General features: G+C 73.8%; 17 protein-coding genes and 1 pseudogene. 9 read left to right on the top strand and 9 right to left on the bottom strand.

Annotated elements, in window-relative coordinates:
- Positions 1-355 precede the first annotated feature (355 nt).
- From ACZ407_RS32050 to ACZ407_RS32030, 5 genes are read right to left on the bottom strand one after another with little or no spacing between them, the layout of a single operon-like run.
- Complete coding sequence (locus ACZ407_RS32050; RefSeq protein ID WP_468134513.1) at positions 356-1,435, bottom strand: LacI family DNA-binding transcriptional regulator; 1,080 nt, start codon at positions 1,433-1,435, stop codon at positions 356-358.
- Positions 1,423-3,105, bottom strand: a complete 1,683-nt coding sequence (locus ACZ407_RS32045) for a glycoside hydrolase family 13 protein (RefSeq protein ID WP_468134511.1) — start codon at positions 3,103-3,105, stop codon at positions 1,423-1,425. Before ACZ407_RS32045 ends, ACZ407_RS32050 begins: the two co-directional genes overlap by 13 nt.
- A gap of 50 nt (positions 3,106-3,155) precedes the next feature.
- Complete coding sequence (locus ACZ407_RS32040; RefSeq protein ID WP_468134509.1) at positions 3,156-4,001, bottom strand: sugar ABC transporter permease; 846 nt, start codon at positions 3,999-4,001, stop codon at positions 3,156-3,158.
- A 2-nt stretch (positions 4,002-4,003) separates the two neighbouring features.
- A complete protein-coding gene (locus tag ACZ407_RS32035; protein WP_468134507.1) occupies positions 4,004-5,038 on the bottom strand; it encodes a carbohydrate ABC transporter permease in 1,035 nt (344 codons plus the stop codon).
- Between the two features lie 7 nt (positions 5,039-5,045).
- Positions 5,046-6,320, bottom strand: a complete 1,275-nt coding sequence (locus ACZ407_RS32030) for an extracellular solute-binding protein (protein ID WP_468134505.1) — start codon at positions 6,318-6,320, stop codon at positions 5,046-5,048.
- Positions 6,321-6,531: 211 nt separating this feature from the next.
- Between ACZ407_RS32030 and ACZ407_RS32025 the strand changes: the two are divergent.
- From ACZ407_RS32025 to ACZ407_RS32015, 3 genes and pseudogenes are all read left to right on the top strand, one after another.
- Positions 6,532-8,240 (top strand): annotated as a pseudogene (locus tag ACZ407_RS32025) (glycoside hydrolase family 13 protein).
- Between the two features lies 1 nt (position 8,241).
- Positions 8,242-9,288 carry a LacI family DNA-binding transcriptional regulator gene (locus tag ACZ407_RS32020; RefSeq protein WP_468134503.1) on the top strand — a complete coding sequence of 349 codons (1,047 nt, stop codon included), beginning with the start codon at positions 8,242-8,244 and terminating at the stop codon, positions 9,286-9,288.
- Positions 9,289-9,469: 181 nt separating this feature from the next.
- Positions 9,470-10,363 (top strand): phosphatase PAP2 family protein, encoded by an 894-nt coding sequence (locus tag ACZ407_RS32015; protein WP_468134501.1) that lies wholly within the window; start codon positions 9,470-9,472, stop codon positions 10,361-10,363.
- Positions 10,364-10,369: 6 nt separating this feature from the next.
- On the opposite strand, the gene ACZ407_RS32010 is transcribed toward ACZ407_RS32015, so the two are convergent.
- Complete coding sequence (locus ACZ407_RS32010) at positions 10,370-13,357, bottom strand: bifunctional [glutamine synthetase] adenylyltransferase/[glutamine synthetase]-adenylyl-L-tyrosine phosphorylase (protein WP_468134500.1); 2,988 nt, start codon at positions 13,355-13,357, stop codon at positions 10,370-10,372.
- Positions 13,358-13,740: 383 nt separating this feature from the next.
- On the opposite strand from ACZ407_RS32010, the gene ACZ407_RS32005 reads away from it, so the two are divergent.
- Positions 13,741-15,972, top strand: a complete 2,232-nt coding sequence (locus ACZ407_RS32005; protein ID WP_468134498.1) for an Lsr2 family DNA-binding protein — start codon at positions 13,741-13,743, stop codon at positions 15,970-15,972.
- A 75-nt stretch (positions 15,973-16,047) separates the two neighbouring features.
- Here the strand turns inward: ACZ407_RS32005 and ACZ407_RS32000 are convergent, their stop codons facing one another.
- Complete coding sequence (locus ACZ407_RS32000; protein WP_468134496.1) at positions 16,048-17,409, bottom strand: glutamine synthetase family protein; 1,362 nt, start codon at positions 17,407-17,409, stop codon at positions 16,048-16,050.
- 164 nt (positions 17,410-17,573) lie between these two features.
- Here ACZ407_RS32000 and ACZ407_RS31995 point away from each other — a divergent pair, with 164 nt between their 5' ends.
- From ACZ407_RS31995 to ACZ407_RS31985, 3 genes are all read left to right on the top strand, one after another.
- A complete protein-coding gene (locus ACZ407_RS31995; RefSeq protein ID WP_468134494.1) occupies positions 17,574-18,044 on the top strand; it encodes a hypothetical protein in 471 nt (156 codons plus the stop codon).
- A 136-nt stretch (positions 18,045-18,180) separates the two neighbouring features.
- The gene (locus ACZ407_RS31990; RefSeq protein WP_468134492.1) at positions 18,181-18,834 is read left to right on the top strand and encodes a DUF3105 domain-containing protein; all 654 of its coding nucleotides are present in this window, start codon (positions 18,181-18,183) and stop codon (positions 18,832-18,834) included.
- Positions 18,831-19,541 carry a DUF305 domain-containing protein gene (locus tag ACZ407_RS31985; protein WP_468134490.1) on the top strand — a complete coding sequence of 237 codons (711 nt, stop codon included), beginning with the start codon at positions 18,831-18,833 and terminating at the stop codon, positions 19,539-19,541. The genes ACZ407_RS31990 and ACZ407_RS31985 overlap by 4 nt, the downstream gene beginning before the upstream one ends.
- Positions 19,542-19,630: 89 nt before the next feature.
- Here ACZ407_RS31985 and ACZ407_RS31980 read toward each other — a convergent pair whose 3' ends face one another.
- Both ACZ407_RS31980 and ACZ407_RS31975 read right to left on the bottom strand, forming a co-directional pair.
- Positions 19,631-20,548: an alpha/beta fold hydrolase gene (locus ACZ407_RS31980; protein WP_468134488.1), complete on the bottom strand. Its 918-nt coding sequence runs from the start codon at positions 20,546-20,548 to the stop codon at positions 19,631-19,633.
- Positions 20,545-21,243 (bottom strand): DUF998 domain-containing protein, encoded by a 699-nt coding sequence (locus ACZ407_RS31975; RefSeq protein ID WP_468134486.1) that lies wholly within the window; start codon positions 21,241-21,243, stop codon positions 20,545-20,547. Before ACZ407_RS31975 ends, ACZ407_RS31980 begins: the two co-directional genes overlap by 4 nt.
- 72 nt (positions 21,244-21,315) lie before the next feature.
- On the opposite strand from ACZ407_RS31975, the gene ACZ407_RS31970 reads away from it, so the two are divergent.
- Positions 21,316-21,801: a hypothetical protein gene (locus ACZ407_RS31970; protein WP_468134484.1), complete on the top strand. Its 486-nt coding sequence runs from the start codon at positions 21,316-21,318 to the stop codon at positions 21,799-21,801.
- Positions 21,802-21,856: 55 nt separating this feature from the next.
- Positions 21,857-23,482, top strand: coding sequence for a multicopper oxidase family protein (locus ACZ407_RS31965; RefSeq protein ID WP_468134482.1), 1,626 nt, complete (start codon positions 21,857-21,859; stop codon positions 23,480-23,482).
- Positions 23,483-23,579: the final 97 nt, after the last annotated feature.

Raw genomic sequence — 23,579 nt, 5'->3', positions numbered from 1 at the left:
GAATCCCCCCCCCACCCCGACCAAACCCCCCCCCTCTTTGTTTTTGGGGGCTCCCCCCCCCCCCCCCCCCCCTGCCCGGCGCCAGCCGGGTTGCTCTTGGGGCTCCGCCCCAAACCCCGCGCCTCAAACGCCGGCGAGGCTGGAGTTTGCCCCCGCCGGTGGGCCGGCGCGGGCCGTCGTGTCGGGGCTCCGCCCCAAACCCCGCTCCTCAAACGCCGGAGGGGCTGAATTTCCCCCGCCCCGTGGGCCGGCGCGGGCCGTCGTGTCGGGGCTCCGCCCCGAACCCCGCTCCTCAAACGCCGGAGGGGCTGGAGTTGGCCCCCGCCCGGTGCGCAGGCGCAGGGCCCCGAGGGGGTCAGGGGCGGGGGGGTTGGGCGGTGGAGCCGCGGACTACCAGTTCCGGTTGGAAGACGAACTCCGTGCGTTCGACCGGGTTCCCGGACACCGCCTCCAGCAGCGCCCCCACCGCCGCCGTGGCCATCGCCCGCACCGGCTGGCGGACCGTGGTCAGCGGCGGGTCCGTGAAGGGGATCAGCGGGGAGTCGTCGAAGCCGACGACCGAGACGTCCTGCGGCACCCTCAGCCCCCGCTCCCGCGCGGCCCGTATCACCCCGAGCGCCATCGGGTCGCTGCCGCACACGATGCCCGTGCAGCCCCGGTCCAGCAGCGCCCCGCCCGCCGCGTGCCCGCCTTCCACCGTGAACAGCGTCCGCTGGACGAGCTGTTCGCACTCCTCCGCGAAACCCGGCTCGTCCGCCGCCGTGCCGCGGAGCGCGGCCATCGCGGTGCGGAAGCCCTCCTCCTTGCGGCGGGAGGGCACGTAGCGCGTGGGCCCGATGGCCAGCCCGATCCGCTCGTGGCCGAGCTCGGCCAGGTGCCGTACGGCCATGCCGGCCGCGGCCCGGTCGTCCGGGGACACGAACGGCGCGCTGATCCGCTCGTTGTAGCCGTTGATCAGCACGAACGGCACTCCGCGCGCGGCCAGCCGCAGGTAGCGGGCCGGGTCGGCGCTCGCGTCCGCGTGCAGCCCGGACAGGAACACGATGCCGGTGACCCCGCGCTCCTCCAGCTGCTCCACCAGCTCGTCCTCGGTGGCGCCGCCGGGGGTCTGGGTGCACAGCACCGGGGTGTAGCCGTGCCCGGCGAGCGCCTGTTCGATGACCTGGGCGAAGGCCGGGAAGATGGGGTTGGTCAGCTCCGGGATGAGCAGGCCGACCAGCCCGTTGCTCTTGCGGCGCAGCCGCACCGGGCGCTCGTAGCCGAGCACGTCGAGTGCGGCCAGCACCTTGTGCCGGGTGGCCGCGGCCACACCGGCCTTGCCGTTGAGGACCCGGCTGACGGTCGCCTCGCTGACCTGTGCCTGCTCGGCGATGTCCGCGAGCCGCGGGGCCGCCGGATCGGCGGCCCGCGGCAGGGGGACCGTCACACCGCCCACCAGGCGGCGCTGTCCGCGGGCAGTTCCGCGTCCGGGCCGGCGGTGGCGGGGGCGGCGCTCGCCAGCAGCAGGCTGCCGGGCCGCGGCAGCCGGACCGGGGCCCCGGTGGTGTTGACGGTGCAGACGAAGGCGCTGCCGTCGGCGGCGGTGCGGCGGAAGGCGAGGACCCCCTCGGGCGCGGGCAGCCAGTCCACCGCGTCGCCCGCGCCGAGCGCCGGGTGGGTCCGGCGTACGGAGAGCGCACCGCGGTACAGCTCCAGCATGGAGGCCGGGTCCCCGGTCTGGGCCTCGACGCTCAGCGCCGCCCAGGAGTCGGGCTGCGGGAGCCAGCTGGGGCCGCCGGCCACGGGGCCGAAGCCGTACGGGGCCTCGGTGCCGGACCACGGGATCGGCACCCGGCAGCCGTCGCGGAACCCGTCCTGGCCCGCGGCGCGGAAGAACGACGGGTCCTGGCGCACCTCGTCGGGCAGGTCGGTCACGTCGGGCAGGCCCAGTTCCTCGCCCTGGTACACGTACGCCGAGCCGGGCAGTGCGAGCATCAGCAGGACGGCGGCGCGGGCGCGGCGCAGGCCCAGCTCGCGGTCCCCCTGCTCGCGCAGCTGGGTGCCGAGGCCGGGCGGGTTGGCGAACCGGGTGGCGTGCCGGGTGACGTCGTGGTTGGACAGCACCCAGGTGGTGGGGGCGCCGACGGGGCGCATCGCGGCGAGCGAGCCGTCGACCACCTCGCGCAGGGCGGCCGCGTTCCAGTCGGTGGTCAGGTACTGGAAGTTGAAGGCCTGGTGCATCTCGTCGGGCCGCACGTAGAGGGCGGTGCGCTCCACGGTGGGGGTCCAGGCCTCGGCGACGAGGATGCGGTCGCCCTCGTACTCGTCGAGGATCCGCCGCCAGGCGCGGTAGATCTCGTGCACCCCGTCCTGGTCGAAGAACGGCATGACGTCGTTGCCGAGCAGCTTGAGCTGGTCCTTCGCCCCGAGGTCGGGCAGGCCGGGGGCCTTGACCAGGCCGTGGGCCACGTCGACGCGGAAGCCGTCGGCGCCGAGGTCCAGCCAGAAGCGCAGGATGGAGCGGAACTCGTCCTGGACGGCCGGGTGCTCCCAGTTGAAGTCGGGCTGCTCGGGGGCGAAGAGGTGCAGGTACCACTCCCCGTCCGCGACGCGGGTCCAGGCGGGTCCGCCGAAGATGGACTCCCAGTCGTTGGGCGGCAGTTCGCCGTTCTCGCCCTTGCCGGGGCGGAAGTGGAACCGCTCCCGCAGCCGGGAGCCCGCCCCCTCGCGCAGCGCCTGCTTGAACCACTCGTGCTGGTCGGAGCAGTGGTTGGGCACCAGGTCGACGATGATGCGCAGGCCGAGCCCGTGGGCCTCGCGGATCAGGGCGTCGGCGTCGTGCAGGGTACCGAACATGGGGTCGATGGCCCGGTAGTCGGCGACGTCGTAGCCCGCGTCCGCCTGCGGGGAGGCGTAGAAGGGGCTCAGCCAGACGGCGTCGACGCCGAGCTCCTTGAGGTAGGGAAGCCGGCTGCGGACGCCTTCGAGGTCCCCCATGCCGTCACCGTTGCTGTCGGCGAAGCTGCGCGGATAGACCTGGTAGATCACCGCGTCTCTCCACCAGCCCGTGTGCGTGCCGGTGGTGCCGGTGGTCGGGGCGTCCGGAGCAGCGAGGTGCTGGGTCATGTCGTCCTTGGAAGAGTGGTGGTCGGGTGGGACCGGCGGGCGCCGGGTGGTCAGCCCTTGGTGGCGCCCGCGGTCATGCCGGCGACGAGGTGCCGCTGGGCGAAGAGGAAGAAGGCCGCGGCAGGGATCGCGATGAGGACGGATGCGGCCGTCATCGGGCCCCAGTTGGCGGTGTACTGCGTGACGAAGGTCTGCAGTCCGCCCGCGAGCGTGAGGTTCTCGTCGCCGACCATGAAGGCGGAGGCGTACGCCACCTCGCCCCAGGCGGTGATGAAGGAGTAGAAGGCGGTCACCGCGAGGCCCGGCTTGGCCAGGGGCAGGATCAGCCGCCAGAAGGTGCCGAAGGGGTTGAGCCCGTCGACCCGGCCGGATTCGTCGATCTCCACCGGGATGGTGTCGAAGAAGCCCTTCATCATCCACGCGCAGAACGGCACGGCGATGGTGAGGTACGTGATGATCAGGCCGACCGGCTGGTTGAGCAGGCCGAGCTGCCCCATCAGGTTGTAGAGCGGCACGATCAGGATGGCCATGGGGAACATCTGCGTGATCAGCAGGGTCCACATGAGGGGGCGCATGCCGGGGAACCGGAAGCGGCTGACGGCGTAGCCGGTGGTGGCGGCGATGAACACGCCGAGGACGGTGGTGACCGCGGCCACCATGACCGAGTTGCCGAACCAGGTGAAGAAGGAGGTCGACTCCACCAGGTAGCGGTAGTTGTCGAGGGTGGGGTCCTTCACGAAGTCCGTGCTGATCGCGTCCTTGGCGGGCTTGAGCGAGGTCAGCAGGACCCACAGCACCGGGAAGACGGCGACGACGGAGGCCACGACGAGGGTGGCGTGCAGGCCGAAGGAGGCGAGCGGGCTGCGCTCCCCGCGCTTGCGTACGGAGGTGGCCATGGTCACCACACCTCTCCCTGCTTGCGGAGCGAACGCCGGTAGACCAGCGCGAAGATCATGAGCAGGGCGAGGATCAGCACGCCCCAGGTGGCGGAGCCCGCGAAGTCGCGCGGGGACTCGACGAAGGCCTCGCGGAAGGCCTGGGTCACGAGGATCTCGGTGGCGTCGCCGGGGCCGCCCCGGGTGAGCAGGAAGATCACCGGGAACATGTTGAAGGTCCAGATGGTGGAGAGCAGGATCACCGTCATGCTCACCGTGCGCAGGCCGGGCAGGGTGATGTGCCGGAAGCGCTGCCAGGGGCTCGCGCCGTCCATCTCGGCGGCCTCGTACAGCTCGCCGGGGATGGACTGGAGGCCGCCGAGGAGGGCCACCATCATGAAGGGGACGCCGAGCCAGACGTTGACCGTGATGACGGACAGCTTGGCCCAGGTGGGGTCGTCCAGCCACGGGATCGCCGAGATCCCGCCGCCTTCGAGGAGCTTGTTGAGGATGCCGTTGTCGCGGTTGAAGAGGAACCGCCAGGCGAAGACGGAGACGAAGCCGGGGACGGCCCACGGCAGGATCAGGGCCATCCGGTAGAACGAGCGGCCCCGGAAGCTCCGGTTGAGCATGTTGGCCAGGACCAGGCCGAGGGTGAAGGTGACCGACACGCAGGCCACGGTCCAGATGACGGTCCACACCAGCCGCTGCAGGAACACCGGGTCGCCGAGCACGGCCGTGTAGTTGTCGAGGCCGACGAACTCGTAGGTCGCCGGGATCTCGTTGACGCCGATGGTGCGGGCGACGTTGCGCTCGTTGGCATCGGTGAGCGACAGGTAGATGCCGCGGACCAGCGGCCAGCCGATGATCACGCCGAGGACGATGACGACGGGGGCCACCATGGCCCACGCGTACCAGTGCTTCGCGATCGCCTGTCCGAGGCCGGGTCCCTTGCCGGACGGGCCTGCGGTCCTGCTGCCGGTCCTGCGGCTCCGGCCGCGGGCGAGGTCCTCCTCGCCCGCGGCCTTCGCCACCGACTGGCTGGTGTGAGCAGCCATGGTCGTGTTACTTCCAGCCCTTGAGGATCTTGCGGAACTCGGCGCCGGCCGCCTTGGCCGCGTCCTCCGGGCTCGACGCGCCGGTCACGGCCTTCGTGTACTGGACCTGGAGCGGGGCGAAGAGGCTGCCGTTCTCCGGGATCCAGGCGCGCTCGACGGCCTTGTCCACGGCGGGCTTGAAGAACTGGACCATCTCGTTGTTCTTCACGTCCGGCAGCTCGTAGGCCGCGGTGCGGGTCGGCAGCAGGCTGAGCTCCTTGGCGGACTGGGCCTGCACCTCCTGCGAGGTCATGTACTCGACGAAGGCGTGCGCGGCGTCGCGGTTCTTGGAGCCGGCGTAGACGGCGAGGTCGTGGCCGCCCTGCGGGGCGCCCTGGCCGGCCGAGCCGGCCGGGACGGCAGCGATGCCGAGGTTGGCCTTGTCCTTGAACTGCTCGCCGGAGTAGGCGTCGGCGACGGCCCACGGACCGTTGATCATCATGGCGACCTTGCCCGTCTTGAAGGCGGTCTCCATGTTGTTCCAGCCGTCGGTCGCGTTGGTGATCGCGGCGCCGGAGGTGACGAGGTCGCGGGCGGCCTTGAAGGCCTTGACCCCGGCCGGGCCGTCGACGGTGACCGTCTTGTTCTTCGCGTCGACCAGGTCGCCGCCCTCGCCGTAGATGAGGGGCAGGAACCAGTACGAGTCGTCGCCGCGCAGGTAGAGGGCGGTCTTGCCGGTCTTCTTCTTGATGGCCTCGGCGGCCGTCTTCAGCTCGGCGAGGGACTTCGGGGCCTCGACCCCGGCGTCCTTGAGGATCTTCTTGTTGTAGAAGAGGCCCATGGTGTCGATGACCTGCGGGACGGCGTAGGTGGTGCCCTCGAACTTGCCGGAGGCGGCGGCCTGCGGCAGGAACTCGGTGTCCACCTTCTTGGCCTGCTCGGCGGGGACCTTGTCCAGGTAGCCGAGGGAGGCGAAGTCGGCGACCCAGCCGACGTCGGCGCGGATCACGTCGGGGGCGTCGGCACCGCTGCTGAAGGCGTTCTTGACCTTGTTCTGGGCGTCGCCGTACGGGACGTTGACGTACTTGACGGTGACCTTGGGGTGCTTCGCGGTGAAGGCCTTGGCGATCTTCTCGAAGGTGGCCTTCTCGGCGTCGTTCGAGGTGTCCCACCACGTCACGGTGCCGGAGAGCTCGCCGCCCGCCTTCTTCTCACCGCTGTCGCCGTCCTTGTCGCCGCCGCAGGCCGTCGCCGCGAGCGCCAGGGCCGCGACCAGCGCGGTGGCCGCTATGCCACGCCGCATGTGAACTCCTTCAGTGATCCCGTCCGCCCCGTCGCGGTCCCGAGTTGCAGGGAACGTAACAAGGCTGAAAGCCGACCGAAAGACCTTGCGGCAAATTTCTGCAAGGAGGGGGGATCGTTACATCCATGTGTCCATACGGTTGCCGCAGCTTGCTGTTTGTTCGAGGGCCGGCCCCCGCAACCGGGGGGCACTGCGTCGCGTTGACCCCGATATGACCCACGAGCTGACCGAAATGCGCCTTGCAAGCCCTTCCAGCAACACGACGGCCCGGACCGCCGGCTGGTGGCGCGACGCCGTGATCTACCAGGTCTACGTGCGGTCCTTCGCGGACAGCGACGGGGACGGGGTGGGCGACCTGCGCGGGATCCGCGAGCGGCTGCCGCACCTGGCCCGGCTCGGGGTCGACGCGGTCTGGCTGACCCCCTTCTACGTCTCCCCGCAGGCCGACGGCGGCTACGACGTGGCGGACTACCGGGCCGTGGACCCGCTCTTCGGGGACCTCGACGACGCCGCCGCGCTGGTGCGGGCGGCGCACGGGCTGGGGCTGCGGGTGATCGTGGACGTGGTCCCGAACCACACCTCCGAGCAGCACCCCTGGTTCGTGACCGCGAAGGCCGGCCGCCCCGGCGGCCCGGAGCGGGCCCGCTACCACTTCCGGCCGGGCCGCGGGCCGGGCGGGGCGCTGCCGCCCAACGACTGGGAGTCGGTCTTCGGCGGCCCGGCCTGGACCCGGCTGCCGGACGGTGACTGGTACCTGCACCTGTTCGCCCCGGAGCAGCCGGACCTGAACTGGGAGCACCCCGGGGTCCACGAGGAGTTCGCGGACGTGCTGCGGTTCTGGCTGGACCTGGGGGTGGACGGGTTCCGCGTGGACGTGGCGCACGGCATGGTCAAGCCGCCCGGCCTGCCCGACGTGGGCGCGGCCGAGCAGGCCACCCTCATCGGCTCCCAGCCGCTGCCCTTCTTCGACCAGGACGGGGTGCACGCCATCCACCGCTCCTGGCGCAGGCTGCTGGACTCGTACGAGGGGGAGCGGATCGGGGTCGCGGAGGCCTGGGCCCCCAGCTCGGAGCGCCTCGCGCACTACGTCCGCCCGGACGAGCTGCACCAGGCCTTCAACTTCCGCTTCCTGAACTGCCCGTGGGACGCGGCCCGGATGCGCGAGGTGATCGACGAGTCGCTGGCGGCCACCACGGCGGTCGGCGCCCCCACCACGTGGGTCCTGTCCAACCACGACGTGGTCCGGCACCGCACCCGCTACGGCAGCGGCCCGGAGGGCCTGCGCCGGGCGCGGGCCGCGGCCCTGCTGATGCTGGCCCTGCCCGGCTCGGCGTACCTGTACCAGGGCGAGGAGCTGGGCCTGCCCGAGGTGTCGGACATCCCGGACCGCCTCCGCCGGGACCCGGCCTTCCGCCGGGGCGGCGGGCGGGGGCGGACGGCGGGCGGGGAGGCGGGCGGGCAGCCCGGGGCGGCCGCGGCGCGGACGGAGGCCCCCAGCGAGGCGGCCGGGCAGGGGGGGCTGCGGGACGGCTGCCGGGTGCCGCTCCCCTGGTCCGGTGCGGAGCCCCCGTACGGCTTCGGTCCCGCGGGTTCCTGGCTGCCGCAGCCCGCCGGCTGGGCCGGGCTGACCGTGGCCGCGCAGACCGGGGACCCGCACTCCACCCTGGAGCTCTACCGGGCCGCCCTGGAGCTGCGCCGGGCGCTGCCGGGCCTGGGGGCCGGGGACGGGGTGGAGTGGCTGACGGCCCCCGCGGGGTGCTGGCCTTCGCCCGGCCCGGTTTCGTCTGCACCGTCAACACCCTCGACCGGCCCGTGGACATGCCGGTGCCGGGGCGCCCGGTGCTCTCCAGCGGGCCGGTCGGGCCGGAGGGCCCATCGGTGCGGATTCCCGCTGATTCCTGCACGTGGTGGGCAATCTGACATGCGACCGGTACAGTCCAATCCCATGACCGCGAGGCTTGCCGACATCGCAGCCCAGGCGGGGGTCAGCGAAGCCACAGTCAGCCGCGTGCTCAACGGCAAGCCCGGTGTGGCCGCGGCCACCCGCGAATCCGTGCTGGCCGCCCTCGACGTGCTCGGGTACGAACGGCCGGTACGGCTGCGCCAGCGCAGCGCCGGACTGGTCGGCCTGATAACCCCCGAGCTGGACAACCCCATCTTCCCGGCCCTCGCCCAGGTCATCGGCCAGGCGCTGACCCGCCAGGGCTACACCCCGGTGCTCGCCACCCAGACCCCCGGCGGGTCCACCGAGGACGAGCTGACCGAGATGCTGGTCGACCGCGGGGTCTCCGGGATCATCTTCGTCTCCGGGCTGCACGCGGACACCACCGCCGACATGACCCGCTACGACCAACTGCGCGGCCAGGGCGTCCCGTTCGTCCTGATCAACGGCTTCTCCCCCAAGGTGCAGGCCCCCTTCGTCTCCCCGGACGACCGGGCCGCGATGCAGCTCGCGGTGACCCACCTCACCGCCCTCGGGCACACCCGGATCGGCCTCGCCGTCGGCCCCAAGCGCTTCGTCCCCGTCCTGCGCAAGATCGAGGGCTTCCGGGCCGCGGTGCAGGAGCGGCTGGGCCTGGCCGAGGATGCCGTGGAGGAGCTGGTCCAGCACTCCCTGTACACGCTGGAGGGCGGCCAGGCCGCGGCCGCCGCGCTGATCGCGCGCGGCTGCACCGCCGTGGTGTGCGCCAGCGACATGATGGCCCTCGGCGCGATCCGGGCGGCGCGGCAGCAGGGGCTGCGGGTGCCGCAGGACGTGTCCGTCGTCGGCTTCGACGACTCCCCGCTGATAGCTTTCACCGATCCGCCGCTGACCACCATCCGGCAGCCGGTCCAGGCCATGGGGCAGGCGGCGGTGCGGACCCTGCTGGAGGAGATCGGGGGCACCCCGGCCCCGCACAGCGAGTTCGTCTTCCACCCGGAACTGGTCGTCCGGGGCTCCACCGCCTCGGGCCCGGCCCGGGTCTAGGCGGCACCACCGGGCGCGGGCGTACCGGCGGACGCAGGCGCAGCACCGGGCGCGGGCGTACCGACGCACGCAGGCGTACCGGCGGGGTGGAGCAGGGTCCTCCGTAGGGCTGACGGGCTGCGCGCAAGACCGTCCCGAGGGATGATCGGGGCAGGAAGCGGATCTGGCAGACTCTCTCCTCATGGGTGAAGTGAGCGTGAAGACACTGGAAACCCGGACGGACCTCTCGTCACCCCCCGTGACCGAAGACCGCCCGGGGAGCAGCCGCGCCCGGCTGACCGGCCTCCGCTCCCCCCGCCGGCCCCGGCTGTGGTTCGAGGTCCTGCTCATCGCGGTCAGCTACTGGACGTACTCGCTGATCCGCAACGCGGTGCCCGAGCAGAAGGCCGAGGCGCTGCGCAACGCGGACTGGATCTGGCGTGCGGAGCACACGCTCGGCATCGCGGTCGAGAAGACGGTGAACCACGCCGTGGACTCGGTCACGTGGCTGATCGTGGGCATGAACTACTACTACGCCACCCTGCACTTCATCGTGACCATCGGCGTGCTGGTGTGGCTCTACCGCAGCCAGCCGGGCCGGTACGCGGCCACCCGCCTGGTGCTCTTCGCCACCACCGCGGTGGCCCTGGTGGGGTACTACTTCTACCCGCTGGCCCCGCCCCGCCTGATGAACGGCGAGAACTTCGTCGACACCGTGCTGGTCCACCACACCTGGGGCTCGATGGCCTCGGGCGACCTCAAGCACATGTCGAACCAGTACGCGGCCATGCCCTCGATGCACATCGGCTGGTCCCTGTGGTGCGGCCTGACCATCTTCGCCCTGGCCTCGGCTCCCTGGGCGCGGATCCTCGGCCTGCTCTACCCGGCCGCCACCCTGGTCGTGATCGTCGCGACCGCCAACCACTTCTGGCTGGACGCGGTGGGCGGCATGCTCTGCCTGGCCTTCGGCTACGCGGTGTCCTACGCCTGGTACGGCTCGACGGCCCGCGGCCTGCCCCGCCACCCCCCGACCCCGGACGCCCCGTCGGCGACGGCCGCCCTCCTCAACCGCTTCCGCGGGGGCGACCGGGGCTGACCGGGGTCAGGCCCCGTAGAACAGGGACTCGACCACCGCGCGCGCCCGGCGGGTCGTGCGGCGGTAGTCGTCCAGCATCTCGCCGACCCGCCCCTCCCCGTACCCCAGGTAGCGCCCGACCGCGCCCAGCTCCCGCGCCTCGGAGGGGAACGTGTCGCCCGCCCTCCCCCGCACCAGCATCACCGCATTGCGGACCCGGGTGGCCAGCACCCACGCCTCGTCCAGGGTCTGGGCGTCCTCCGTGCCCAGCAGCCCGGCCGCGTGCGCCGCGGCCAGCGCCTGCCGGGTGCGGGTCGTGCGCAGGCCGGGCTCGGCCCAGCCGTGGCGCATCTGGAGCAGCTGCACCGTCCACTCGACGTCGCTGAGGCCCCCGCGGCCCAGCTTCGTGTGCAGGGTCGGATCGGCCCCGCGCGGCAGCCGTTCCGACTCCATGCGGGCCTTGAGCCGGCGGATCTCGCGGACGGGTTCCTCGCCCAGCCCCTCCACCGGGTACCGCAGCGGATCGATCAGCTCGATGAACCGGCGGCCCAGGTCCTCGTCGCCCGCGACCGGCTCCGCCCGCAGCAGCGCCTGGCTCTCCCAGACCAGGGACCACCGCCGGTAGTAGGCGGCGTACGAGGCCAGGGTGCGCACCAGCGGCCCGCTGCGGCCCTCGGGGCGCAGGTCGGCGTCGATGAGGAGCGGCGGGTCGGCGGTGGGCAGCTGGAGCAGCCGGCGCATCTCGGCGATGACGGTCTGGGCGGCCTTGGCGGCCTCCTGCTCGTCCACCCCCTCGCGGGGCTCGTGGACGAAGAGCACGTCCGCGTCGGAGCCGTACGACAGCTCGCGGCCCCCGAAGCGGCCCATGCCGATGACGGCGAACCGGGTGGGCAGGGTCTCCCCCCACTGCGCGCGGACCGCCGCCCGCAGGGCCCCGGCCAGGGTGGCCGAGGTCAGGTCCGAGACGGCGGTGCCGACCCGGTCCACGAGGGCCCCGTGGTCCTCCTCCACCGGGCTGTCCTCGGTGCCGTACGAGGCGATGATGTCGGCGGCGCAGGTGCGGAAGAGCTCGCGGCGGCGGACCCCGCGGGCGGCGGCGACGGCGGCCTCGGCGCTCTCGGCCCGGCCGACGGCGGCGAGCACCTCCTGTTCGAGGGCTTCCGCGCTGCGGGGCCCCAGGCCTTCCGGGTCGCCGAGGAGGGCCACCGCCTCGGGGGCGCGCATGAGCAGGTCGGGGGCGAGCCGGCCGGCGGACAGCACCCGGGCGAGGTTCTCGGCGGCGGCCCCCTCGTCGCGCAGCAGCCGCAGGTACCAGGGGGTCTTGCCGAGCGCGTCGGAGACCTTGCGGAAGTTGAGCAGTCCGGCGTCCGGGTCGGCGGAGTCGGCGAACCAGCCCAGCAGCACCGGCAGCAGGGTCCGCTGGATGGCCGCCTTGCGGGTGACCCCGGAGGCGAGGGCCTCCAGGTGGCGCAGGGCGGCGGCGGGGTCGGCGTAGCCGAGGGCTTCGAGGCGCTGGCCGGCGGCGCGCGGGCTGAGCCGGGTCTCGCCGGGGGCGAGCTGGGCCACGGCGTCGAGCAGCGGCCGGTAGAAGAGCTTCTCGTGCAGCCGCCGGACCACCGAGGCGTGCCGCCGCCAGGCCTTGTTGAGCTCGGCGACCGGCTCGGTGCGCAGGCCCAGGGACCGGCCCAGGCGCCGCAGGTCGGCCTCGTCCTCGGGGACCAGGTGGGTGCGGCGCAGCCGGTACAGCTGGATGCGGTGCTCCATGGCCCGCAGGAACCGGTACGCGTCGCCGAGCTGCGCGGCGTCGGTGCGGCCGACGTAGCCGCCGGCGGCCAGGGCGTGCAGGGCGTCGAGGGTGGTGCCGGAGTGCAGGGTGGCGTCGCTGCGGCCGTGCACGAGCTGGAGGAGCTGCACGGCGAACTCGACGTCGCGCAGGCCGCCGGGGCCGAGCTTGAGCTCGCGGTCGACCTGGGCGGCGGGGATGTTGTCGACGACGCGGCGGCGCATCTTCTGCACGTCGGCGACGAAGTTCTCGCGCTCGGCGGCCTGCCAGACCAGGGGGGTCGTGGCCTCGATGTAGGCGGCGCCGAGCTCCTCGTCCCCGGCCACGGCGCGCGCCTTGAGCAGGGCCTGGAACTCCCAGGTCTTGGCCCAGCGCTGGTAGTAGGCGAGGTGGGAGGAGAGGGTGCGCACGAGCGGGCCGTTGCGGCCCTCGGGGCGCAGGTTGGCGTCCACCGGCCAGATGGCGCCCTCGACGGTGGTCTCGGAGCAGATCCGCATCAGGTGGGAGGCGAGCCGGGTGGCGGCCTGGAGGGCCTTGGCCTCGTCGGCGCCGGAGGCGGCCTCCCCGACGAAGATGACGTCCACGTCGGAGACGTAGTTGAGTTCGTGGCCGCCGCACTTGCCCATGGCGATGACGGCGAGCCGGCACTGGGCGGCGTCGCCGGGGGCGGCGGCGGAGGCGATGCGCAGGGCCGCGCGGAGGGTGGCGGTGGCGAGGTCGGCGAGCTCGGCGGCGGTCTGGGCCACGTCGGTGGTGCCGCAGACGTCGCGGGCGGCGATGGAGAGCAGGCAGCGGCGGTAGGCGATGCGCAGGGAGACCGGGTCGTGCGCCTCGGCGAGCCCCTGCTCGAACTCGGCGATGCCGGGGTGCAGATCGGCCGATTCGTACGTGACGAGGGCCTGCCAGTCCTGCGGGTGGCGGGCGAGGTGGTCGCCGAGGGCCTCGGAGGCGCCGAGCACCCCGAGCAGCCGGTCGCGCAGCGGTTTCGCGGCGACGAGGGTGGACAGCAGGGCGGCCCGGCCGTCGGGGTCCTGGGCCTCGGCGAGGCGGACCAGTCCGCGCAGCGCGAGATCGGGGTCGGCGGTGGCGCCAAGTGCGTCGAGGAGCACCGGGTCGGTGCGCACGGCCGCCAGCTCGGGCAGGTCGAGCAGCCGCCCCGCCGCCGACGGGTCCGTGAATCCGTGCCGCAGCAGCCGGATGAACGTGCTGCTCCTGCGTCCCGGGACCGTCATCCCGCCGCCTCCCGTTCCGGGCGCGCCGCTTGTCGGCCACCCGCACCAGCTCCGGCCCCCGAGCCTATCCCGCCGGCCTCGCGGCGTGGTGGGCCGCTGTCTCCCTGTCCCGCATCCGGCGCAGACCGGCGGCCCGGACCACGGAAGGGCGGAAGTCGTCGAACATCAGCACGAGATCGGCGAAAGAGCCTGCATTCAGAGCCAGTTGACACGATGATTGATGACGATCCCGATGCTCTGCATCACTTGCCGAAGGACCTCAAGCAGGAGCACCATCCATGTCGCAATCGTCCGCGCCGGACGGCCGGGATTTCCCCGCCGCTCTCCCCTGGCCGGCCAGATCCGGTACGGCACCCTACGTTCCCGGCCACTACTCCGAGCTCATGAGCAAGCTCACCGCCCTGCTGAGGGACATCGACGCCAATCCAGTGGTGGACCGGCCGTTCACCTGGCCGGGCGGGCCGGAGCCCACTCCGCTGCGCCAGGTGCTCCATTTCGTCGGCAACTGCGGCCTGTTCACCCGCGAGGGACGTGCGCAGCGGGTCAGCCTCACACCGGCGGCCCGGCATTTCCTCGATACGAACGATCCGGCCTACCTCATTGCCGTCATCCACGCGCACGTACGCTTCTTCGGCGAGGTACTGGAGGCCGTCGGAGACGGCCGCAGCCATGCCGAGCTGAACCTCGTCGCAGCCGACGGCTACGGCATCGAGTGGAAGTCGCTCGACCAAATCCGGCGACGCGTCTACTGGCTCCGCGCCGCCGGCATGGCCGAGTACTGGAGCAACGGCCGGATCGTCCTCACCGACCGGGGGCGGGCCCTCCTGCCCCGTCTGGACTTGACCCGGCCCCAGGACCTGGAGTCGCAACGGCGGGCCGGGGAGATCCCCGCGGAGCTTCCGGAGCCCCCTCCCCGGCTCGCCGGACGCCTCGGCGCCGTCACTCAGGAAGAGCTGCGCGCTCGCAAGCGGGTCATCGGGTACGTCGCGGGTGGCACGAGCATGCCGGTCCTCAGCCGCCTGGTCGACGCCGCGGCGTCCGGGATCTCCCGGGACGGCTACCTCCGGTTCGTAGCCGGGGCCTTCGGCGTCAGCGCGTCCTCCGCCGAGCAGTCCCTCAATACGCTCCAAGGGCTCGGCATGCTGGCCCAGGTGGGATCGGACCGGTTCGCGCCGACCGGCCTGGCCACGGACTGGCTCGACTCCGGTGAGCCCGCGGACCTCATCCGGCACCTCCACCTCGGCGTGGCCCTGCTGGGCGAGACACTGGCCGCACTGGACACCGAATCCGACTCGGGAACCCTGACCAGACGGCTGGCAGAGGCGTACCCGGAGGTCGGGCTCAACCGGAAGGACGTGACCGCACGCCTCGCCCTGCTCGTGGACACGGGACTCGCGGAGCGGCTCGGACAGACGACCCGCAGAACCGCCCTGGGGACGGCGCTCGCCGGCTCCCTGCCCCTCCAGGAGAGCGAGGGCAGCCGCCCTGACGCCGCCCGTCTGTGGAGCACCGCTGCCGATACGGAGGCCGCGGACACGGCCGGCTCTCCGATGCCCGGGGCGGGGCACGCGGAGGCGGCGGAACGGGTGGCTGCCGAGCTGATCGCCGCGTCCACGGACAGCGCGGACTACCAGCGGTTCGAGCGGGCGGTGGCGAAGGCCCTCCTCAGCCTCGACGTGGACGTGGAGCAGCACAGCGGACCGGCCAGAACGGACGTCCTGGTCACGCTGTGGGTCTCGCCGACGAGCAGGCTCCGCCTGGCCGTGGAGGCCAAGACGGACGGCGGTGGCCTGGTGACCGACCAGGACGTCCGGTTCATGCGGCTCAGCGAGCACCGCACCCGCCACGAGGCCGACCACACCGTCCTGATCGGCCCCGGCTTCGACGCCCGGGTGACCCGGGAGGCCAAGAAGGAGGGCGTGGCGGTGCTGACCGCCCAAGAGCTCGCCGCCGCGGTGGTCCGGCATGCGGCAACCCCTCTGTACCCCCACGAGCTGCAGTCCCTGCTGGTCGCGAGCCAGGGCGAGGGGCTGGAGGTCACCTGGTCCGGTGCCGAGCGCCGGGCAGCCTCTCTGGCGTTGGTCGCCAGCACTCTGTGGAAGAGTGCGAACGACCCGGCCGAAATCGCCTTCGGGGCCGGCGCCATGGACGTGAAGGACATCTGGCGCGAGGCGAAGTCGACGATGGGCACCACCCTGGACCCGCAGGAGATCGAGGAGGCCCTGGCCTTCCTCGGCAGCCCCTGCGTCGCGGGCCTGGAAAGCCCTGGCGGAGGCCGGCACCACGCAATCACGGCGCCTCCGTGGCTGATCGCCGCCCGGCTGAGGTCCCTGGCGGCGGCCATCGAGGCGGCATCTGCCCGCGCCGGCCACGGGAGCCGGGCTGCGCTGCAGGACCGCGCACCCGCAACACCGTCCCCCTCCGCGCCGATGGCAGAACCTGCAGCCACCCGCACTGCGGCCGTGCCTGGCCCCGCCCCCGCACCGGACACCCTCGAACCCGCCCTGGTCCGCACCTGGGCCAAGCTGCAGGGCCGTCCGGTGAGCGCCCGGGGCCGCCTCTCCGAGTCCCTGATCAGGGATTACCGCCGCGCCCACGGCGTACCGGAGGCATGACACACCTCCGGGCCGGCGGTCGGTGACCGTCGGCCCGGGGTAGTGCGCAGGTACGGCGGGGTGCCGGGCCCCGGGTTACAGCACCGGCAGGTTCTTCCGCAGTTCGAAGGCCGTGACCTCGGAGCGGTATTCCTCCCACTCCTGCTTCTTGTTGCGGAGGAAGAAGTCGAAGACGTGCTCGCCGAGGGTTTCGGCGACCAGTTCGCTGCGCTCCATGAGGGCGATGGCCTCGCCGAGGTTCTGCGGGAGGGGTTCGATGCCCATCGCGCGGCGTTCGGCGTCGGAGAGGGCCCACACGTCGTCGTCGGCGCCGGCGGGGAGTTCGTAGCCCTCCTCGATGCCCTTGAGGCCGGCCGCGAGGAGGACGGCGTACGTCAGGTACGGGTTCGCGCCCGAGTCGATCGAGCGGACCTCGATCCGGGACGAGCCCATCTTCCCCGGCTTGTACATCGGGACGCGGATGAGGGCCGAGCGGTTGTTGTGGCCCCAGCAGATGTACGAGGGGGCCTCGCCGCCGGAGCCGGCGGTGCGGGAGGAGCCGCCCCAGATGCGCTTGTACGAGTTGACCCACTGGTTGGTGACGGCGGCGGTCTCGGCCGCGTGCCGCAGCAGGCCGGCGATGAAGGAGCGGCCGACCTTGGAGAGCTGGTACTCGGCGCCGGACTCGTAGAAGGCGTTGCGGTCGCCCTCGAAGAGGGAGAGGTGGGTGTGCATGCCCGAACCCGGGTACTCCGAGAAGGGCTTGGGCATGAAGGTGGCCTGGACGCCCTGTTCGAGGGCGACCTGCTTCATGACCAGGCGGAAGGTCATGATGTTGTCGGCGGTGGACAGGGCGTCGGCGTAGCGGAGGTCGATCTCCTGCTGGCCGGGGGCGCCCTCGTGGTGGCTGAACTCGACCGAGATGCCCATGGATTCGAGCATGGTGATCGCCTGCCGGCGGAAGTCCATGCCCACGTTCTGCGGGGTGTGGTCGAAGTAGCCGGAGTTGTCGGCGGGCACCGGGCGGGACCCGTCGAGCGGCTTGTCCTTCAGCAGGAAGAACTCGATCTCCGGGTGGGTGTAGAAGGTGAAGCCCAGGTCGGAGGTCTTGGCGAGGATGCGCTTGAGGACGTAGCGGGGGTCCGCGAAGGACGGGGAGCCGTCCGGCATCAGGATGTCGCAGAACATCCGGGCGGTGCCCGGTGCCTCGGCCCGCCACGGCAGTATCTGGAACGTCCCCGGGTCCGGCTTGGCGATCATGTCGGACTCGTACACGCGCGCGAAGCCCTCGATGGCGGAGCCGTCGAAGCCGATGCCCTCGTCGAAGGCCTGCTCCAGCTCTGCGGGGGCGACGGCCACCGACTTGAGGAAGCCGAGCACGTCGGTGAACCACAGGCGCACGAAGCGGATGTCGCGCTCCTCGAGCGTCCGGAGGACGAATTCCTGCTGCTTGTCCATGCCTTCATCCTCGCAGTTCAGACGGCCTGTGCACCACCAGCGGGGGTGTCGGGGAGCCGACCCAGTATCGCGGCCGGTGGTTTCGGCCACATTACGGGCCCCCGCAGACGTGTGACACCCCCGCTCTGACCTCCGGGGCCCCGCGCGCATTACCATCTGCGGCCATGGGGGGCAGGGAGGACTTCGGCCGCCGGCGCGTCACGCGGCCGGTCGCACTGCTGTGCGCTCTGGGCACCCTGCTGGCGGCCCTCTTCCTGTGCGCCACGCCGTTCGGCGGGCACGGGCCGGTCCTGCTCCGGGCCGCCGCGTCCCCGGCCGCCGCCCATGCGGGGACCCCGCGCTCCGCCGCGGGGCCGCACGGCCCCCGTGCGCACGGCCCCGGCGCGTACGAGGCCGGGAGGTACGGGCCCGGGTACGCCGTGGACCGCCCCGCGTACGAGTGCCCCGGCGGACTGCCGGGGTGTGCGGGCCGGGTGCACGGCACTCCGGCCGTCCTGACCGTGCCGCCGCCGGCCGCCGAGGCCGCCGTCCTGCCGGTCCTCGCCGCGCGGGCCCGGCCGGCGGGGCGGACCCTGCCGCCGCAGCCGCCCGCCCGCGCCCCCGACCTGCATGTCCTTCAAGTGCTGCGCACCTAGGCCGTGACCCCGGTCCCGCAGCGGCCCTCGCTCTCCGCAGGTGCCCCGAGCACCCCGGGAGCCGCGGCCCGGCCCGGCACCGCACGGCCCGCTCCACCCCCACCCCCCTCCGAGAAGGACAAGGACCACAGCAGTTATGGCCACCAAGCCCGCCCGCACCGACAACTCCCGCCAGGCCCGCATAGCCGAGATGCGCAAGGCCGAGCAGGCCCGGGACCGCCGCAACAAGATCCTCGCGATCACCGCCTGCACCGCGGTCGTCGCCGGGCTCGTCGGTTTCGGCGCGTACGTGCTCAACAAGGAGTCGGACAAGAAGGAGGCCGAGGTCGCGGCCGCCAAGGCGCCCGTGACCGGCGAGCAGACCTGGGACGCGAAGAAGCTGGGCCGCAACCACGTCACGAAGCCGGTCTCGTACCCGATGAACCCGCCGGTGGGCGGGGACCACAACCCGGTGTGGATGAACTGCGACGGCGAGGTCTACAAGAAGCCGCTCGCGAAGGAGAACGCCGTGCACTCCCTGGAGCACGGTGCGGTCTGGGTCACGTACAGCGAGAAGGCCCCCGAGGCCGACGTGAAGAAGCTGGCGGAGAAGGTGGCCAAGACCCCGTACACGCTGATGAGCCCGGTGAAGGACCAGGCCGGCGCGATCATGCTGAGCGCCTGGGGCAAGCAGGTGACCGTGGACGGCGCGGGCGACCCGCGGGTCAACCAGTTCTTCACCAAGTACGTGCAGGGCCCGCAGACCCCCGAGCCGGGTGCCGCGTGCACGGGCGGGCTGGGCCAGCAGTGACCCTCACCCGCGCCCACTGGGCGGGCATCGCCGCCGTGGTCCTGGCCCTGCTGTTCGCCGGCACCGCCGCGGTCACGGCGAACAGCTCCGGCAGCGGGGCCGGCCCCGCCCACGAGACCCCGGGCACCGCCTCGGCGGACGCCGGCTTCGCCCGTGACATGGCCGTCCACCACCAGCAGGCGGTGGAGATGTCCTTCATCGTCCGCGACCGTACGACCGACCCCGAGGTGCGCCGCCTCGCCTACGACATCGCCAATACGCAGGCCAACCAGCGCGGCATGCTGCTGGGCTGGCTGGACCTGTGGGGCCTGCCGAAGGTGGCCGCCGACCGCGAGCCGATGGCGTGGATGGCCGCCGGCAGCGGCGCCCCGGGCCACGGCGGGCACGAGGGGCACGAGGGCGGCGGGGGCCACGGCGCCTCGGCGGCCGCCCCGGCGGCCGAGCCGGGCGCGCTGATGCCGGGCATGGCCACCAAGGCCGAGCTCGCCGCCCTGGGCAAGGCGCAGGGCAGGGCGGCCGAGGTGCTCTACCTCCAGCTGATGACCGACCACCACAAGGGCGGGGTCCACATGGCCCAGGGCTGCGCCGACCTGTGCACCACGCCGGTGGAACGGGAGCTGGCCCGCGGGATGGTGGCGGCCCAGCAGTCCGAGCTGGACCTGATGGCCGACATGCTCAAGGCCCGCGGGGCGGCTCCGCGGCCGTAGCCCGTACGTCGTGACGCGCGGAGGGGCGGGACCCGGACACGGGCCCCGCCCCTTCGTGCGCCCGGGGGCGGGGCGCGGGCGGTGTCCGGTCAGCAGGACGGCCAAAGCCCGCCGCGGGGTGCGGCGAGGACCGCCCGGGCCACCTGCCGCGGGCGGTCGGCCATGACCAGGTGCCCGGCCGGGGCGGCGGTCTCGAAGCGGGCGCCGAGCCGGCCGGCGAGGGCGCGCTGCCGGCCGAGCCAGCGCAGCGCCCCCCGCCCGCCGGAGCCGTCGTACGCGGCGAGGACGGTGACCGGTGCGGCCAGCGGGCGGGCGGCGCGCAGGCGGAGCAGCTCGGCGGCGGCCGCGGGGTAGCGGGCGTTCTCCAGGAGGGCGCCCTGCCAGACCCGGCCGGTGCGGTAGCAGCGGCGGACGAGGGCGCGCGGGGCCGGATCGGGGCCGCCGGTGCGGGCGGCGCGTACGGCGGACCGGCGGAGCAGGGGCCCGAGGGCGGCGGGCAGCCCGGCGGCGGTCAGGGCCCGGCCCAGCAGCCGGGCGGCGGCCGTGCGCAGGGCGGGGGCCGGATCGTACGGGGGCCGCTCCTCGACGCTGCCGTCGACGAGGACGAGGGCCGCGGTGCGCTCCGGGTACAGCCGGGCGAAGGCCTCGGCGTGGAAGCCGGCGAGGGAGTGCCCGGCCACGGTGACCGGCCCGGGCGGCAGCCGCAGCGCGTCGAGGATCCCGGCGATGCGGTGCGCCTCGGCGGCGGCGCCGGGCGGGCCGGGGGCGCGGGCGGCGGGGGCGCTGAGGCCGTGGCCCGGGCGGTCGAAGCGGACCACCGTGCGGTACGGGGCCAGGTACGGGACCACGGGGTCCCAGTCGTACCAGGCGAGGCCGAGTCCGGCGGAGAGCACGCAGACGGGGCCGGCGCCCTCGACGCGCACGTGCAGCGGCACGCCGCCGACGCGCAGGAAGCCGTCGAAGCGCGGGAAGCCGCCGGAGCGGGGGGCCGGGGCGGGGGCCGTCACGTCCGGCGCCCGGGGCGCGCCTGCGTGGCCAGGGCGTACGCGAGGAGGCCCAGCCAGACGGCGACCAGCAGGACCTGGAGCCGCTGCCCGGCGCCCAGGGCCCAGGTGCCGCGGCCCGCGCTGAACAGGGCGATGGCGGTCAGGGTCCACAGGGTGGCGGCCAGTTCGAGGGCGACGAGCGCCGGGCCGGTACGGGCCAGCGGGGGCCACCAGCGGTAGCGGCGCGCGGCGGCGGTGAGGGCGACGAGGCCGAGCAGGGCCCCGCACATGGCCAGGCTGGAGCTGATGGCGTGGGCCTGGTGGGTGGCGGGCACCAGGCCGGCGGTCTCGCGGGCGGCGCACTCGGGGTCCACGGTGGGCTTGCAGCTGAGCGGCAGCCAGGCGTCGGCGGCGGTGGCGGCGCCGAACAGGGCGAGCCCGCCCCAGCCGGTCCAGGCCCAGGGGCGGCGGGCGGCCGGGGTGCGGGCGGTGCGCAGCAGGGCGAGCAGGGACCCGGCGAGGACGAGAAGCCCGGCGGTGAAGTCGGTGGCGCGGAAGAGGCCGCCGAGGGGCTGGTCGCGGGCGGCGAGTTCGCTGACGTACGTCTCGACGGGGTTGAGCCCCGTGGAGAAGACGACTTCGAGCACCCAGGCGGTGTACGCGGCCGCGCCGAGGCCGATGAGGGCGGCGACGGGCCGCGTGCCAGTCAGGGACATAACGGGACCAATCCTACTCAGAACGGGGGTGGCGGCTGGTCCGGGATACCCTCCCGGGGTAGGGTTCCGGCCATGACGCCCACAGCCCCGCGAGCCGCCCGGTTGTCCCGGCTGCTGCTGCTCGCCGCGCTGCTGCTGGGCATCGCCGCCATGCATTCCATGGGGCATCCGGAGCAGGCGCGCGCCCTGCCGGCCGCACCCGCCCCGCACTCCGCCGCTCCCGCCGCCGCCGCACCCGCCGCCGCTCCCCTGACCGGCCACGGCTCCCACGCGGGAGCCGCCGACCGGGAGGACGCAGGAGCGGGCGCCACCGTTGCCCGCAAGGCTCCGGGCGGCGGCGCGCACCACGGGGGCGCGGGGGCCGGCACGGACCCGACGAGCGTCTGCCTGGCCGTGCTGGCCGGGCTCGCCGTCCTCGTGCTCGGCGGCCGGCTCCGGGCCGGGCGCGGACGGCGGGACGGCGGCGACGGCCGGCCGTCCGCGAGGCTGCGGCCGGGCCGCCCGGAGCCCCCGCCGCCGCGCGAGAACCTCGTGAGGCTGGCGGTGCTGCGCGTATAGGAGGGCCGGTCCACCCGCGCCCATCCATCCGCAACACCCCACAACGAGGTGCACCATGCGCTCTCTTCACACTCGTCGCACCCTGCTCGGCGCCGGACTCGCCGCAGCCGGCAGCGGGCTGCTCGCCGCCTGCTCCGGCGGCTCCGGAACGGACCACGGCTCCATGCAGCACGGCGGCTCCGGCTCGGGCTCCGGCACCCCCGCGGGCCCGGCGCCCGAGGGCTACGTCTCCCCCGACGGCCCCGAGGTCCGGGCGGCCGAGGCCGCGCGCGGCGCCCGCGGCCCGGTCCGCACGGTCCGGCTGACCGCCACGCCCACCCGGCTCGACCTCGGTGCCGGACGCACCGTCAGGTCCTGGGCCTACGGGGACCGGCTGCCGGGACGGGAGGTCCGCGTCACCGCGGGCGACACCCTGGCCCTGACCCTGGCCAACCACCTCCCGCAGGCGACCTCCCTGCACTGGCACGGCCTGGCGCTGCGCAACGACATGGACGGGGTGCCCGGCCTGACCCAGCAGGAGATCCGGCCCGGCGGGTCCTTCACGTACCGCTTCGCCGTGCCGCACCCGGGCACGTACTGGTTCCACCCGCACTCCGGGGTGCAGCAGGACCGCGGGCTGTACGCGCCGCTCATCGTCGAGGACCCCCGGGAGCCCCTGTCGTACGACAAGGAGTGGGTGGTGGTCCTGGACGACTGGGTGGACGGGGTCGAGGGCTCCACCCCGGACGGGGTGCTCGCCGAGCTGTCCGGGGGGATGGCAGGCGGCGGCCACGCCGGGCACGACATGGGCGGCCACGGCACGGGCGGCGCGGCACGGCCCTCCGCCCCGGCCCCCGGCGGCGGCCCCTCGCGGATCATGATGGGCGCCCGGAGCGACGTGCTCGGCGGGGACGCGGGGGACGTGGCGTACCCGCACTACCTGGTCAACGGGCGCACCCCGGAGGACCCTTCGGTGTTCACGGCCCGCCCCGGGGACCGGATCCGGATCCGGATCGTCAACGCGGGCGGGGACACCGCCTTCCGCGTGGCCCTCGGCGGCCACGAGATGACCGTCACCCACACCGACGGCTTCCCGGTCGAGCACGCGCGGACCCGCTCGCTGCTGCTGGGCATGGGCGAGCGGTACGACGTGCTGGTCACCGCGCAGGACGGGGTGTTCCCGCTGACCGCGCTCGCCGAGGGCAAGGACCGCACCGCCCTCGCCCTGCTGCGCACCGGCGGGGGTGCGGCCCCGGCGGCCGGAGTCCGGCCGGCGGAGCTGACCGGGCGGCCGCTGACCGCCGACCGGCTGAAGGCCGCCCCCTCGGTCGCGCTCCCTGCGCGCACCCCGGACCGGACGGTGAAGATCCGCCTCACCGGCGGCATGGAGAAGTACGACTGGGCCTTCGACGGGGCCCCGTACCGGTCCGACCAGCGGCATCCGGTGAAGGCGGGCGAGCGGGTCCGGATGGTGTTCGCGAACTCGACCGCGATGTGGCACCCGGTCCACCTGCACGGGCACACCTTCGCCCTGGCCCACACCCCGTCCGGGGTCCGCAAGGACACCGCGGTGGTACTGCCGAACGGCACCCTCACCGTGGACTTCGACGCGGACAACCCGGGGCTGTGGATGGTCCACTGCCACAACGTCTACCACGCGGAGGCCGGGATGATGACGGTCCTCGGGTACCGGCGCGGGTAGCGGGGGCCGGGCGGCCGGAGCGGGCCCGCGGACGGCCGGGGCGGGCCCGCGCGGTCGGCACGGACGGCCACCGCGTCCCCGGGCCGGCGCCCGGCAC

The organism is Streptomyces sp. NPDC030809 (assembly GCF_055572195.1).
The sequence above is the reverse complement of the archived record's forward strand: the minus strand, read 5'-3'. Positions and strand labels throughout refer to the sequence as shown.

Coding starts and splice junctions, on each gene's coding strand:
- ACZ407_RS31990 (WP_468134492.1), top strand. CDS start 18,181: ATGGCCACCAAGCCCGCCCGCACCGACAACTCCCGCCAGGCCCGCATA.
- ACZ407_RS32010 (WP_468134500.1), bottom strand. CDS start 13,357: ATGACGGTCCCGGGACGCAGGAGCAGCACGTTCATCCGGCTGCTGCGG.
- ACZ407_RS31975 (WP_468134486.1), bottom strand. CDS start 21,243: ATGTCCCTGACTGGCACGCGGCCCGTCGCCGCCCTCATCGGCCTCGGC.
- ACZ407_RS32020 (WP_468134503.1), top strand. CDS start 8,242: ATGCGACCGGTACAGTCCAATCCCATGACCGCGAGGCTTGCCGACATC.
- ACZ407_RS31995 (WP_468134494.1), top strand. CDS start 17,574: ATGGGGGGCAGGGAGGACTTCGGCCGCCGGCGCGTCACGCGGCCGGTC.
- ACZ407_RS32030 (WP_468134505.1), bottom strand. CDS start 6,320: ATGCGGCGTGGCATAGCGGCCACCGCGCTGGTCGCGGCCCTGGCGCTC.
- ACZ407_RS32040 (WP_468134509.1), bottom strand. CDS start 4,001: ATGGCCACCTCCGTACGCAAGCGCGGGGAGCGCAGCCCGCTCGCCTCC.
- ACZ407_RS31970 (WP_468134484.1), top strand. CDS start 21,316: ATGACGCCCACAGCCCCGCGAGCCGCCCGGTTGTCCCGGCTGCTGCTG.
- ACZ407_RS32035 (WP_468134507.1), bottom strand. CDS start 5,038: ATGGCTGCTCACACCAGCCAGTCGGTGGCGAAGGCCGCGGGCGAGGAG.
- ACZ407_RS32000 (WP_468134496.1), bottom strand. CDS start 17,409: ATGGACAAGCAGCAGGAATTCGTCCTCCGGACGCTCGAGGAGCGCGAC.
- ACZ407_RS32015 (WP_468134501.1), top strand. CDS start 9,470: ATGGGTGAAGTGAGCGTGAAGACACTGGAAACCCGGACGGACCTCTCG.
- ACZ407_RS32005 (WP_468134498.1), top strand. CDS start 13,741: ATGAGCAAGCTCACCGCCCTGCTGAGGGACATCGACGCCAATCCAGTG.
- ACZ407_RS31965 (WP_468134482.1), top strand. CDS start 21,857: ATGCGCTCTCTTCACACTCGTCGCACCCTGCTCGGCGCCGGACTCGCC.
- ACZ407_RS32045 (WP_468134511.1), bottom strand. CDS start 3,105: ATGACCCAGCACCTCGCTGCTCCGGACGCCCCGACCACCGGCACCACC.